This is a genomic window from Paraburkholderia sp. BR10954, assembly GCF_040965775.1.
GTDB classification, from domain to species: Bacteria; Pseudomonadota; Gammaproteobacteria; order Burkholderiales; family Burkholderiaceae; genus Paraburkholderia; species Paraburkholderia youngii.
The window spans coordinates 37,057-50,319 of record NZ_JBFRCK010000032.1; the positions used below are offsets into that span (position 1 = coordinate 37,057).

At 62.8% G+C, this 13,263-nt stretch carries 14 protein-coding genes and 1 pseudogene; 14 read left to right on the forward strand and 1 reads right to left on the reverse strand.

What is annotated here, in order from left to right:
- Positions 1 to 2: 2 nt before the first annotated feature.
- A complete protein-coding gene (locus tag AB4Y34_RS32230; RefSeq protein WP_176379164.1) occupies positions 3 to 1,091 on the reverse strand; it encodes a LacI family DNA-binding transcriptional regulator in 1,089 nt (362 codons plus the stop codon).
- A gap of 287 nt (positions 1,092 to 1,378) precedes the next feature.
- Here AB4Y34_RS32230 and AB4Y34_RS32235 point away from each other — a divergent pair, with 287 nt between their 5' ends.
- The 14 genes and pseudogenes from AB4Y34_RS32235 to AB4Y34_RS32300 all read left to right on the forward strand — a co-directional run bounded on the left by AB4Y34_RS32235 (position 1,379) and on the right by AB4Y34_RS32300 (position 13,240).
- On the forward strand, positions 1,379 to 2,032 hold the full coding sequence (locus AB4Y34_RS32235; protein ID WP_368718327.1) for a protein-L-isoaspartate O-methyltransferase: 654 nt from the start codon (positions 1,379 to 1,381) through the stop codon (positions 2,030 to 2,032).
- Positions 2,033 to 2,121: 89 nt separating this feature from the next.
- On the forward strand, positions 2,122 to 2,445 hold the full coding sequence (locus AB4Y34_RS32240) for a rhodanese-like domain-containing protein (RefSeq protein ID WP_018431735.1): 324 nt from the start codon (positions 2,122 to 2,124) through the stop codon (positions 2,443 to 2,445).
- Between the two features lie 177 nt (positions 2,446 to 2,622).
- Positions 2,623 to 2,877 carry a BPSL0067 family protein gene (locus tag AB4Y34_RS32245; RefSeq protein WP_368718354.1) on the forward strand — a complete coding sequence of 85 codons (255 nt, stop codon included), beginning with the start codon at positions 2,623 to 2,625 and terminating at the stop codon, positions 2,875 to 2,877.
- A complete protein-coding gene (locus AB4Y34_RS32250; RefSeq protein WP_368718328.1) occupies positions 2,871 to 3,296 on the forward strand; it encodes an STY0301 family protein in 426 nt (141 codons plus the stop codon). Before AB4Y34_RS32245 ends, AB4Y34_RS32250 begins: the two co-directional genes overlap by 7 nt.
- 16 nt (positions 3,297 to 3,312) lie before the next feature.
- Positions 3,313 to 3,393 (forward strand): annotated as a pseudogene (locus AB4Y34_RS32255) (sulfurtransferase); the annotation flags it as partial.
- Positions 3,394 to 3,849: 456 nt separating this feature from the next.
- The gene (locus AB4Y34_RS32260; RefSeq protein ID WP_368718329.1) at positions 3,850 to 4,587 is read left to right on the forward strand and encodes a LysM domain-containing protein; all 738 of its coding nucleotides are present in this window, start codon (positions 3,850 to 3,852) and stop codon (positions 4,585 to 4,587) included.
- A gap of 1,012 nt (positions 4,588 to 5,599) precedes the next feature.
- Positions 5,600 to 6,898, forward strand: coding sequence for an urea ABC transporter substrate-binding protein (gene urtA / locus AB4Y34_RS32265; RefSeq protein WP_176109344.1), 1,299 nt, complete (start codon positions 5,600 to 5,602; stop codon positions 6,896 to 6,898).
- Positions 6,899 to 7,087: 189 nt separating this feature from the next.
- Entirely contained in the window at positions 7,088 to 8,722 is a 1,635-nt protein-coding gene (gene urtB, locus AB4Y34_RS32270; RefSeq protein ID WP_176379161.1) for an urea ABC transporter permease subunit UrtB, read from the forward strand.
- 1 nt (position 8,723) lies between these two features.
- Positions 8,724 to 9,914, forward strand: a complete 1,191-nt coding sequence (gene urtC / locus AB4Y34_RS32275; RefSeq protein ID WP_176109345.1) for an urea ABC transporter permease subunit UrtC — start codon at positions 8,724 to 8,726, stop codon at positions 9,912 to 9,914.
- Positions 9,915 to 9,924: 10 nt separating this feature from the next.
- Positions 9,925 to 10,788: an urea ABC transporter ATP-binding protein UrtD gene (urtD, locus tag AB4Y34_RS32280; RefSeq protein WP_176379160.1), complete on the forward strand. Its 864-nt coding sequence runs from the start codon at positions 9,925 to 9,927 to the stop codon at positions 10,786 to 10,788.
- 50 nt (positions 10,789 to 10,838) lie between these two features.
- Complete coding sequence (gene urtE, locus AB4Y34_RS32285) at positions 10,839 to 11,531, forward strand: urea ABC transporter ATP-binding subunit UrtE (protein WP_176379159.1); 693 nt, start codon at positions 10,839 to 10,841, stop codon at positions 11,529 to 11,531.
- Between the two features lie 151 nt (positions 11,532 to 11,682).
- Positions 11,683 to 12,042: a hypothetical protein gene (locus tag AB4Y34_RS32290; RefSeq protein WP_176379158.1), complete on the forward strand. Its 360-nt coding sequence runs from the start codon at positions 11,683 to 11,685 to the stop codon at positions 12,040 to 12,042.
- A gap of 59 nt (positions 12,043 to 12,101) precedes the next feature.
- Entirely contained in the window at positions 12,102 to 12,299 is a 198-nt protein-coding gene (locus tag AB4Y34_RS32295) for a hypothetical protein (RefSeq protein WP_176109348.1), read from the forward strand.
- A gap of 71 nt (positions 12,300 to 12,370) precedes the next feature.
- Positions 12,371 to 13,240, forward strand: a complete 870-nt coding sequence (locus AB4Y34_RS32300; protein ID WP_368718330.1) for an urease accessory protein UreD — start codon at positions 12,371 to 12,373, stop codon at positions 13,238 to 13,240.
- Positions 13,241 to 13,263: the final 23 nt, after the last annotated feature.

Genomic DNA, 13,263 nt, shown 5'->3' on the forward strand with positions numbered 1-13,263 from the left:
GTTCACGCGCTCCCACGAATCACCAGACGATGCGGCAGCAGCACGCCCGGCACGTTGGCCTGCGGATTCGCGAGGCGTTGCAGCAGCAGACCCGCGGCGGTCTCGCCGAGTTCGCGCATCGGCTGCGCGATCGTCGTGAGCGGCGGATCGATCTGCGCAGCGAGCGAGATGTCGTCGAAGCCGGCCACCGCGACGTCGTCGGGCACGCGCTTGCCGACGCTGCGCAAGCCGTGGATCACGCCGATCGCGAGCGTGTCCGACACCGCGAAGATCGCGCTCGGCGCATCGGACTGCTGCATCAACCCGGCTGCGGCGGACGCGCCCGCCTCGTAATCGAGGCTGTTCAGATTCATGCGCCAGCGCGGATCGGGCGCGATGCCCGCGTCGCTCAACGCGTCGAGGTAGCCTTGCTGACGCTGGCGCGCATACAGATAGTCGACGTCGGAATTGATCAGGCCGATGCGCCGGTGACCGCGCGCGAGCAGATGGCGCACCGCGTCGCCGGCCGCGCGATAGTTGTCGATGCCGACGTACGGCACGCCCATCTCCGGATCGAACTCGCAGCACGCGACCCACGGCAGCGCCTGCGACGCCTCGCCGAGCGCCTGCTGGATCGTCGCCGGATCGAGGCAGATCGCGCCGTCCGCGCGGCGACGCCGCAGCATGTCGAAGTAGCTGCGCTCGCGGCCCGGGTCCGCGCCGGTGTCACATAGCAGCATGAAGTAGCCGTGCTGACGCGCGACGCTGTCGATGCCGCGCACGATCTCGGCGTAAAACGGATTGCCGAAGTCCGGCACCATCGTCAGCAGCAGGCGGCTTTCGGCGGTGCGCAGATTGCGCGCGAGTTCGTTGACGCGGTAGCCGCTTGCGTCGATCGCCGCGAGCACCTTGTCGCGCGTGGCGGGCCGCACATTGTCGTGGCCGTTCAGCACGCGCGACACCGTCGCGACCGACACGCCCGCCTGCTCGGCCACGCCGGCGATCGACGGCTCATCGGCCGTGCGCGGCGAGCGCCTCGGCGTCTGACGTAGCGGTTGACTGCTCGCGCCGGACGACGCGGCCGGCGACGATCGGGACGGCGTTCGGGACACACGACCTCGCAGCGAAAATGTAATCGATTACATTTTGTGGCGATGGCGATGCGAATCGCAAGCCCGGATCGCTAGGGATTAACACGGGGGCGGGCCGGCCTGGCACTTGCCCGCGAGCGTCCGGCGCAAGTCCGCCATTTGGTACAATCCCGCAGTTCTCCTGACGCGGCTTGCAAAGCGAACGCCTTTCGGAGGCCGCGGCCGTCGGCAATCCGCCGTGGCCGGGTCAGGACAAAAGTCAGCGGCAATCGTCGCCCGCTCGCCAAACCAAAACCGCCGAATCCACCATGAACATCGAGCAAGCGCGTTTCAACATGATCGAACAGCAGATCCGCCCCTGGGAAGTGCTCGACCAGGACGTGCTGAATCTGCTGTCGATCGTCAAACGTGAGAATTTCGTCCCCGCCGCTTACCGCGACCTCGCTTTCGCCGACTTCGAAGTGCCGCTGCCGGCCGGCCAGCACATGCTGGCGCCGCGCGTCGAGGCGCGCGTGCTGCAGGAGCTGTCGGTGAAGAAGCACGAAAGCGTGCTCGAAATCGGCGCGGGTTCGGGTTACATGGCGGCGCTGCTCGCGCATCGCGCGCAACACGTGCTGAGCGTCGACATCGAACCGGAACTGGCCGAGCTTGCAAAGAGCAACCTGATCGCCAACGGCGTGCTGAACGTCGAAGTCGTGACCGGCGACGCTTCGCGCGGCTGGAGCGGCGCGGCGCCGTATGACGTGATCTGCGTGTCGGGCGGTCTGCCGGTGCTGCCGCAGGAAATCCTCGAACAGCTGAAGGTCGGCGGCCGTCTCGCGGCGTTCGTCGGCAGCGCGCCGGTGATGAAGGCGCAAATCATCACGCGCATCGACGAGAAGCAATACCGCATCTCCGACGTGTTCGAAACCTATGTCGAGCCGCTCGCCAATGCAGTGCAGCCGGCGCGGTTCAGATTCTAAGCGGCGGTTTTCGCTGCGCTTCGAGTTGTATTGTTGATCTGGACGGGCGGCGAGCAAGCCCACCGTCCCACGAACTGGATGTCTCGCTGATGCAAAATCTGACCGCTCCCGCACTCGCCGAATGGCTCGCCGATACCTCGCGTCCCGCACCCGTGCTGCTCGACGTGCGCGAGCCGTGGGAACTGCAAACCGCGTCGATGGCCGGCGTCGTGTCGATTCCGATGCGCGAGATTCCTGCGCGCAGCGAAGAACTCGATGACGACGCGCAGATCGTCTGCATTTGCCATCACGGCGCGCGCAGTGCGCAGGTCGCGATGTTCCTCGAATCGCGCGGACACACCAATGTGTTCAATCTGCAAGGTGGGATCGATGCGTGGTCGCGTCAGGTCGATCCGTCGGTTCCGACTTATTGAGGTTCGGCGCGAAGATAGCGCGTTGAAACGGCGCAAGGGCTGATGGTCCTTGCGCCGTTTTTCTTTTGTACTGTGCCTGGATGGGGGCAAAGACCCCGCAAGCCAAGGTTTTGGCTTGCGGGGTCTTTGTTTTTTGCTGACGCGTTATTCAGCCATATCTTTTCGGAGTATGCCCATATGTACGGTGGAGTTTCGCGCGTAGCCTTCGAGGCTTTCAAGACACGACGAGACACGTTTGTGAGCGGCCGGTATCGGCAACATGGAAGCACCGGCAAGCACGCTGCTATCTATCTCGGACAGGACGCTAGTGGTATTCAGGTCATGGATCAGTGGAACAGTCAGAATCAGGTACGCCAGCGAACTATATATTGGCACCCGCATTCCGGTGGCTTGAGCAACGATGCGAATGCTTTCTCGGTGATCGAATGGTGAAATCTAATCTCTTTGCGGTAGCGGTAATCGCGTCACTTGGCGCCGCTCTCGCGAATCAGGCTTGCGCAACAGAATTGACGTGCTTGCCATCAATTTCAGTCAATGAGTCATTGAGTCAACCGATATCCCAAGAATGGACTCCCCAGCTGGATACGTCACCTCGCTTTTTGCAGGGGATAACATTCTTCGATGACGATCCTAAAAAGAACGCAAGCATCGTCCCTACTAGCGACACAGCCTTGACAGACCGCGACCGAATAGCCCGGTGGCGCTCCAGATCAAGCGGTATCCCGGTCTGGCTCGGGTGTCGATATGACGGCACTGGCATCGTGCTTGCAAGGCAACTACCCGCTTCCTATAAAGAATGCCAGCTTGTTTATGGCCCGGGTCGAGTCGTCAAGAAGATTAGCTGCGACTAGTCAGGCTCACGAGCAGCGCACGGTGCAGGAGGCGATGTTCCTCGAATCCCGCGGACATGCCAACGTGTTCAATCTTCAAGGTGGGATAGACGTGTGATCGCGTCAGGTCGGTCCGTCGGTTCCGACCTTCTGAGATTCACTGCCAAGGCAGCACGTTGAAACAGCGCAAGGGCTGATGATCCTTGCGCCGTTTTTCTTTGTGCTGCGCCGGAAATGCTGGCAAAGACTCCGCAAGATCTTTGCCTTGCGGGGTCTTTGCTGTTTTATTGGCCCGTCATTCAACCCATCACTGAGCAAGGTCCGGCGGTTCTTGTGGGGCTACCCCGCCGAGCGACGGCTGTTGCACGCCCTCACTAAGGAAGGGAAATTTGGGCCGTCGCCCATATACGGACAACTTGTTGCACGGCGATTATCTGACCGCTGCCGATCCGGGCAGCGACTTTGGATAGATGTTCGACACACGTATGTCGCTGTCAGTATCTGAGTCGTCTATTAGACACTATTGCTTCGGAATCCCGGCGCTATGTTGAGTTCAACCCCAGGGAGGAGTCATATGGCTGTTCAAGCACCACAGAAGACTGGCTATAAGAAATGGCAAGAGGGTATCAATAGCGCTGTGGGCAATGCTAAATGGAACTTCTACGATTGCGCAATCCAGATGACCGTGAACCAGTACAACCGGCACTTGTCGGGAACTGCCGGGTACAGGCCGTTGGATTGGCGGCTCATCAAGGCGATGATTTGGGTGGAGACCGGTGCGGAAAGCAACAAATGGGAATCGAATCCGATTCAAATAGGTAATCCCGGCGATCCAGGATTGCGAGCGCTATTAGCTGGCAATGAAGGAGGAGATTTGATTATTCCCCCAACGTGGATGAATCGCCTCACCTTTGGTAGTGCAATAACGAATCCCTATCATAATATCGCTGCTGGTATTGGCTACTTACTGATGCGGACGGCAAATTATGCGATCAAAAACGTCCCGGACGCAGACGCCACAATTTACGAGGCCAGGGTACTGTCAGGGGACAGCATCGCCAAGATCGCCAAGACAAATGGAAGCACTATTGAAGTGATACAGAAACTCAATCCTTCCTTCCATTTATTGAGACCCGGTCAAGTACTGAAATATCAGAAGGCTTCGCTGAAGAAAGTCATTGTTAGCTGGAAAATTATTACGACATCAAGCATCGCGAAAAACTACAACTCCGGCGATTCCCTCTATCCCCAGAAGCTGGATTATGCGCTGAGCCTGATCCACAAGGCGGAGGCTGCATTATGTGCTCAGTGAAAATGACGGCGATGTGCATCATTCTCTACAGCATGTCAAGCATAGCGATTGGCACCGAAGTCGGTTTTAAAGGGGATTTTGAGGGAACAGGTCGTGCGTGTTCCGGTGCGCTCTACGTGCGAGCCAACACAATTGAATGGAATTCAACGTATAGCGTCTGTAAGCCGACACGCTACGAAATCTTGGAAAAGAATTTCAGCGATGATCAAAGACGCATTGTCTTTCACTTGAAAAATCGAGGTCGGCAGTGTCGATTCAAGATTGTGGAAGTTGAGCACGCAAGTGGGCACAACTGGAATGTGAGCGGTTACCAGTCCTTGGAAGGATTTCGAAAAAGGGATTTGCCAAACTGGAATAATTCCCCGTTACCCGAACGGCAAGTTTTGTCGTGTTTAATGGTAGGACCAGACTAAGGTCATTGCGTGACACACCTCTTTCTAAAAATTTTTGAACTGAATAGTCCAGCGCGGTCGTCGCGCGTGGTGTAGTACATCCCTTTCGCGCTCGCGAGCAGCCGCGGCGTGCTCTCTAACTGACGGTTCGCGGTGAAGCGCATTCAGAAAGCGGACTTATCGGGTCGGCTGACGGCGGCGCGTTCGATCATGTCCGGTCTCCCTGACCAGCATTCAGTATCACTGGTGCTCCGGTGTGAGGCGGCGCCCACGCCATGCACAAAAGCGCGGCGTCTCATGGGGCGCCGATGCACCGCCGACGCCCCCCCTGCGCCAGCGACGCTTCACTGGCGTCAAAGCACGCTTCGTCGCGGCGCGACGCGCACCCGAACGAGGCGCGCCGCGCGCGACTGCACCAGTTTCGCGCCGTGCCATCGATGGACCGAGTCGCCACCCCCGCGCCCATAACCGCGCCACCACAGGCATCGCACGCGCATTGCGTCGAAAGCATCACATGGCATGTGCCTTGCAGTAGACGAGCGGCAAGCCGTGCGAGCTCAGCCAGGCTGGCTGAAATCGGCGCTCATAAACAGTGACCATCAATGACAAGGGGAAAGCACATGAAACGTCGCAGTCTGTTGAAGTACGGCTCCATGTCCGGCGCGCTCGCGCTCGCGGGCCGCGTGCCGTTCGCGCACGCGCAGTCCGATAGCGGTCCGATCAAGGTGGGCATCCTGCATTCGCTGTCCGGCACGATGGCGATCTCCGAGACGTCGCTGAAAGACACCGCGTTGATGACGATCGCCGACATCAACAAGAACGGCGGTGTGATGGGCCGTCAGATCCAGCCGGTGGTCGTCGACCCGGCGTCGAACTGGCCGCTGTTCGCCGAGAAGGCGCGCCAGCTTCTCACGCAGGACAAATGCGCGGTCGTGTTCGGCTGCTGGACCTCGGTGTCGCGCAAGTCGGTGCTGCCGGTGTTCGAGGAACTGAACGGCCTGCTGTTCTATCCGGTGCAGTACGAAGGCGAGGAAATGTCGCGCAACGTGTTCTATACGGGCGCAGCTCCTAACCAGCAGGCGATTCCCGCGACCGAATACCTGATGAGCGCCGAAGGCGGCGGCGCGAAGCGCTTCTTCCTGCTCGGCACCGACTATGTGTATCCGCGCACGACCAACAAGATCCTGCGCGCATTCCTCAAATCGAAGGGCGTGCAGGAAGCCGACATTCAGGAGGTCTATACGCCTTTCGGTCACAGCGACTATCAGACCATCGTCGCCAACATCAAGACGTTCTCGCAAGGCGGCAAGACCGCGGTGATCTCGACCGTGAACGGCGATTCGAACGTGCCGTTCTACAAGGAACTCGGCAACCAGGGGCTGAAGGCATCGGATGTGCCGGTCGTCGCGTTCTCGGTCGGCGAAGAGGAACTGCGCGGCATCGATACGAAGCCGCTCGTCGGCAATCTTGCCGCCTGGAACTACTTCATGTCGGTGCGCAACCCGTCCAATGAGAAGTTCAAGAAGCAATGGGCCACGTGGGTCAAGGACAACAACCTGCCGGGTGGCACGAAGCGCGTGACCAACGATCCGATGGAGGCGACCTTCGTCGGCATCCATATGTGGAAGCAGGCGGTCGAGAAAGCAAAGAGCACCGACGTCGACAAGGTGCGCGTCGCGATGGTCGGGCAGACCTTCGCGGCACCGTCGGGCTTCACGCTGGAGATGGACGGCAACCACCATCTGCACAAGCCGGTGATGATCGGCGAGGTACGCGCGGATGGCCAGTTCAACGTCGTGTGGCGTACCAAGGGGCCGATCCGCGCGCAACCGTGGAGCCCGTTCATCGCCGGCAATGCGGGCAAGCCGGATGTGGTCAGCTCGATTCCGGCGTTCCTGCGGCGCTCGCGCGTTGCGTGACGTGTCGGCGTGAGTCGCATCGCGGCGCGCGGCGAACCGCGCGTGTCTCGCCGCAGCAGCCGCGTGCCGCGACGTGCGGCCTGCGTACCGGCACGCGCAGCGCACGCGCGGCGCCCCCCCGCTGAAGCGGCGGCGGCACCCTCGCGCGCCCGAGCGGCTCATCGATTCAATCCAGTGCAAAAGGCCATCATGGCGTTTTCATTTCCGACTTCCGTACGACGACGCGGCGCGGCGCTCCTGCTGCCGCTCGCGGTCCTTCTCGCCGCCGCGCCGGGCGCCGCATTCGCGCTGACCCAGGCCGACGTCGCGCCGCTCGCCGGCGACGACTTCGAGGCGAAGTCCGCCGCGATCGACAAACTGATCGCCACGCACGATACCGCGTCGCTCGCGGTGCTGAAGGCCCTCGCCGACGACAGCGCGCTCGCCACCGACTCAGGCGAGGTACTGCTGCAGGACGGCGACGCCACCCGCGATGCCGTCACCGGCCAACCGGTCGCCGCGAACGACGGGCAACCCATCACACTGAACAACCTGCTGCGCTCGAAAGTAGCGGGCGCGCTGTCGGGTCTGCAACTCGCGTCGCCCGACCAGGCGACACGCGCAGCCGCCATCGATGCGCTGCTGAAAAACCCCGATCCATCGATCAAACCGCTGGTGGACGCCGCGCGCGCCAAAGAAACCGATCCCGCGCTGAAGAAGCGTCTCGACACGCTGTGGGCGATGAGCGCATTGCACGACCCGGACCCTTCGAAGCGTCTCGAAGCCGTGCAACTGGTCGCCGCGCGCCACGACCTCGAAATGAACGAGTTGCTGCGCCCGCTAGTCGCGAAGAAAGCCGACGGCACGTTTGTCGAAACCGACGAACGCGTGCGCGCGGCCGCGCAAAGCGGCATCGACGAGCTCGATGCGATCCAGCGCCGCAGCCAGATCGCGGGCACGCTGTTCGCCGGGCTGTCGCTCGGCAGCGTGCTGCTGCTCGCCGCGCTCGGCCTGGCGATCACGTATGGACTGATCGGCGTGATCAACATGGCCCACGGCGAATTCCTGATGATCGGCGCCTACGCGACCTACGTCGTGCAGAACCTCGTTCAGCGCTTCGCGCCCAACGCGTTCGACTGGTATCCGCTCTTCGCGATACCGGCCTCCTTCGTCGCGGCCGCGCTGATCGGCATCGTGCTCGAGCGGCTCGTACTGAAGCATCTGTACGGCCGCCCGCTCGAAACGCTGCTGACCACCTTCGGCGTGAGCCTGATCCTGATTCAGGCGACCCGCATGCTGTTCGGCGCGCAGAACGTCCAGGTCGTCAATCCGTCGTGGATGAGCGGCGGCGTCACCGTCCTGCCGAACCTGATCCTGCCGTACAACCGGCTCGCGATTCTCGCGTTCTCGCTGATCGTCGTCGCGATCGCGTGGGCCGTGCTCACGCGCACTCGGTTGGGTCTGTTCGTGCGCGCGGTCACGCAGAACCGCCGGATGGCGGCGTGCGTCGGCGTAAAAACCGCGCGCGTCGATTCGTATGCGTTCGCATTCGGCGCGGGTATCGCGGGGCTCGGCGGCTGCGCGCTGTCGCAGATCGGCAATGTCGGGCCCGACCTCGGCCAGAGCTACATCATCGATTCCTTCATGGCGGTCGTGCTAGGCGGTGTCGGCCAGCTTGCGGGCACCGTGCTCGGCGGCTTCGGCCTCGGGCTCGTCAGCAAGGCGATTGAACCGTTCTGGGGCGCGGTGCTCGCGAAGATCGCGGTACTCGTGCTGATCGTGCTGTTCATCCAGAAGCGTCCGCAGGGCATGTTCGCCTTGAAGGGCCGCAGCGCGGAGGCATGAGATGGCATCGGCTACTTCATCGGCGAACCCCTCTTCCGCAGCGTCGTCGCGCGCGGGTGCCGGCGCCGCGCGCGAGTTCAACACCGGCTTTGCGCTCGGCCTGCCGCCGCGGCCCGCGTTGCTGTCGCGTCGCGCGTGGCTCGCGCTGATCGCGTTGATCATCGTGGTCGGCCTCGGCGTGCCGTTCGCCGCGCTGGTGATTCCGCAGACGAGCGCCTTGCATTTGTCCGCGTACGCGATGACGCTGACCGGCAAGTTCATGTGCTATGCGATCGCCGCGCTGGCGCTCGATCTGGTGTGGGGCTACTGCGGCATCCTGAGTCTGGGTCACGCGTTGTTCTTCGCGCTCGGCGGCTATGCGATCGGTATGTACCTGATGCGCGCGATCGGTCACGACGGCAAGTACGGCAGCGATCTGCCCGACTTCATGGTGTTTCTCGACTGGCACCAGTTGCCGTGGTACTGGCAAGGCACGCAGCATCTCGGCTACGCGCTGCTGCTCGTCGTGCTGGTGCCGGCCGTGGTCGCGTGGGTGTTCGGCTTCTTCACGTTCCGTTCGCGCGTGAAGGGCGTGTATCTGTCGATCATCACGCAGGCGATGACCTTCGCCGCGATGCTGCTGTTCTATCGCAACGAAACGGGCTTTGGCGGCAATAACGGCTTTACCGACTTCAAGCGCATCGGCGGTTTTCCGATCACGCATCAGGGCACCCGCGCCGTGTTGCTGCTGATCACGTTCGCGGTGCTGATCGCCGCGTTCATCGGCGCGCGCGCAATCGTCACGTCGAAGCTCGGCCGTGTCGTGACCGCGGTGCGCGACGGCGAAACGCGGCTGATGTTTCTCGGCTACAGCCCGCTCGCGTACAAGCTGTTCGTATGGACCGTGTCGGCGGTGCTGTGCGGCATCGCGGGCGCGTTGTACGTGCCGCAGGTCGGCATCATCAATCCGGGCGAGATGTCGCCGGGCAACTCGATCGAAATGGCGATCTGGGTGGCGGTCGGCGGACGCGGCACACTGATCGGCCCGATCATCGGCGCGTTCGCGGTGAACGGCGCGAAGAGCTTCTTTACGGCGAACTTCCCCGAATACTGGCTGTTCTTTCTCGGCCTGATCTTCGTGCTGGTGCCGCTGCTGCTGCCGAACGGCATCATGGGTCTCGCCGATCTGCTGACGCGCAAAAGAAACCGCTGAGGAACCGCTGATGAACGAAAACCCGATGGTTCCCGATCTGGATTTGCCCGAAGCACCGCCGGAACACTCGCTGAGCGGCGTCGCGAGCATGGCGCACACGGTCGTGCCCGGCGAGATCGACGTATCGCACGGCACGATCCTGTACCTCGAAGACGTGACCGTCAGCTTCGACGGCTTTCGCGCACTCAACGCATTGTCGCTCGCGATCGACGCGGGCGAACTGCGCTGCATCATCGGCCCGAATGGCGCGGGCAAGACGACGATGATGGACGTGATCACGGGCAAGACCGCACCCGATCACGGCAAGGTGTTTCTCGGCCAGTCGATCGATCTGACGCGGATGAACGAACCGGCGATCGCGCGCGCCGGCATCGGCCGCAAGTTCCAGAAGCCGACCGTGTTCGAGCAGCATCCGGTGTGGGAAAACCTCGAACTCGCGATGAAAACCGACAAGGGCTGGTGGGCGTCGCTGCGCGCGCGGCTCGATCGCGACGCGCAGGCGCGCATCGAGCAAACGCTCGCGCTGATCGGGCTGGAAAGCGAAGCGCGCAGGCTCGCCGGCGAGCTATCGCACGGCCAGAAGCAGCGCCTCGAAATCGGCATGCTGCTCATGCAACGCCCAGCGCTGCTGCTGCTCGACGAACCCGCGGCCGGCATGACCGACGACGAAACGATGCAGCTCGCCGAATTGCTCAACCACCTGCGCGGCACCTGCTCGATGATGGTCGTCGAGCACGACATGGAGTTCGTCGCGGCGCTCGCGGGCGACACGGGCAAGGTGACGGTGATGGCCGAAGGCCGCGTGCTCGCGCACGGCACGCTCGACGAAGTGAAGCGCGATGAGACCGTGATCGAGTCTTATCTCGGCCGCTGATTGCAGCTCGAGGCGGTACCGCATCGTCCACCCGACAGGATGACTGAACAATGCTCGAAGTAGACCGACTGAACCAGTACTACGGCGGCAGCCATATTCTGCGCGATGTGAAGCTCACAGTGCCCGACCGCAAGCTGACGGTGCTGCTAGGGCGCAACGGCGTCGGCAAGACCACCCTGCTGCGCTGCCTGATGGGCGTCGTGCCCGCGAAAAGCGGTGCGATCGCGTGGCGCGGCGAACCGCTGATGAAACTACCCACGCATGCGCGCGTCGCCCAGGGGCTCGCCTACGTGCCGCAGGGCCGCGATATTTTTCCGCGCTTGACCGTCGAGGAAAACCTGCTGGTGGGCGCCGCCAGCAGAAAGTCGCCGAAGAAAATCCCCGAGCGCATCTACGAGCTGTTCCCGGTGCTGGAGGACATGCGCAACCGGCGCGGCGGCGATCTGTCCGGCGGTCAGCAGCAACAGCTCGCGATCGGCCGCGCGCTGATGAGCGAGCCGCAACTGCTGATCCTCGACGAGCCGACCGAGGGCATCCAGCCGTCGATCATTCAGGACATCGGCCGCACGCTGCGGCAGCTCGTCGAGGACATGGGCATGACGGTGCTGCTCGTCGAGCAGTACTACGATTTCGCCAAAGCGATCGCCGATCGTTACTGGGTGATGAGTCGCGGCGAAATCATCGCGGGCGGTGAAGGGGCGAACATGGATGCCGATGGAGTGCGGGGCTTGATTGCCGTGTAAGCGTTTTTTCAATCTGCAACAGCCATTAGAAAGCTTGCGGCCCGCGCCGTCGGCCGCATCTAACGCGACTGAAGCTCACCGCTCAAGTTATCCGCCGCGCAACCGTTACACAGGCTAGGCAGCGCCGCAACGGTTCGACGAGGTGGACACCATGGACGACAACAAGCAGGTCAGACGCGAGTTTTACAGAAACCCAGCCTCCTATTGCAGGGTGATGAACGTGGTGTCGGCGGTCACCTTCGGTTTATTCGAGGTACACAGCGGCGGTACGGTCGGCATGCTGTCGGTGCGCTGGGAGAAGCTCGGCAACGAGCTCGCGCCCCAGCTGCACGCGTACTACGACAGCTGGCACGTGCTTGCGTCGTTCCCCGACGTCCTCGCGAGAATGGCCGAGACGACCGGTCCATCGTGTTCGCCGGAAGCCTTCTGTCAGCTCTTGCTCGACTGCGGGTTCATCAATCGCGCGGAACGCGGCGTGGACGATCACGCCGCGCCGACCCGCGTGGGCTAGTCACTGCCGCGGTAAAACCAGCGTTAGCAACACAACATCGTTAAAGAAGGGAGAAAAGCATGTCCGTGACGGTTCACGTCGAGTATCAGTACTGCCGACATGGCAAGAAAGCAATCGAGACAGGCAGCGACTCGTTGACCGTCCAGGAAAACACCCCGCGCGCGATCGTCGCGTTGCTGCGGCTGCTGCATCCGCAGTGGGAGGGCATCAAGGTGCTGTCGGTGACCGAGGCCTCGCCTGAAGGCACTGCGTCGTAGTCGCTAGCGCGCGGCTCTCGCGCCGCGACCGCGTGCTATCCTCGCCGCACGCCGGTTCCCCTTTCATCCGCATGTCGCTCCACGAAAATCACGCCTCGCTCGCCGCCGCGCACTCCTCGTGGTGCGCGCGACTCGAGCTCGGCTTCGTCGGCGGCGACGCTCGCACGACGCTCGCCCACCGGCTTCACGATGGGCCGCTGCGCGTGCAACGGCCGCTCTATCCGGAAGGCCCGGCGATCTGTCACGCGGTGATCGTGCATCCCCCCGGCGGCGTCGCGGGTGGCGATCAGCTCGACATCGACATCACGCTCGCCGCGCACACACATGCGGTGCTGACGACGCCGGGCGCAACCAAGTGGTACAAGTCGAATGGCCGCGCGGCGCGGCAGTGCATCGCGCTCAGGGTCGGCGAACAGGCGAAGCTCGACTGGCTGCCGCAGAACAACATCGTGTTCGATCACGCGAACGCGCAACTCGATTTTTCGCTGACGCTCGGCGCCGGCGCGAGCGCGATCGGCTGGGACGCGACGCAGCTCGGACGCCAGGCGGCCGGCGAACGCTGGTCGGCGGGTAGCTTGCGGGCGGTGTCGCGCATCGTCGGCGCGAATGGCGAGCTGCTGTGGTTCGAACGCGCGACTCTCAGCGCCGACGATCCGCTGCGCGACGCGCCGCAGGGTCTCGCCGGCTTTCCGGCCTACGGCACGCTGTGGGCCGTAGGCGCCGCTTGCGACGACGCGCTCGCCGAGTCGCTCACCGCGCAACTGCCGTTCGACGACACGTTGCGAGCGGCAGCCTCGTGCGTGACCAGCGGCGTACTGCTCGTGCGCGCGGTGTCGCGCTCGATGGAAACGCTGCAGCACGCGCTCACGCGCTGCTGGCTGCAATTGCGGCCGGTCGTGCACGGTGTCGCGGCAGTGCCGTTGCGGATCTGGTCGACCTGAGCGCACGGCTTCCCGCTTTCGTC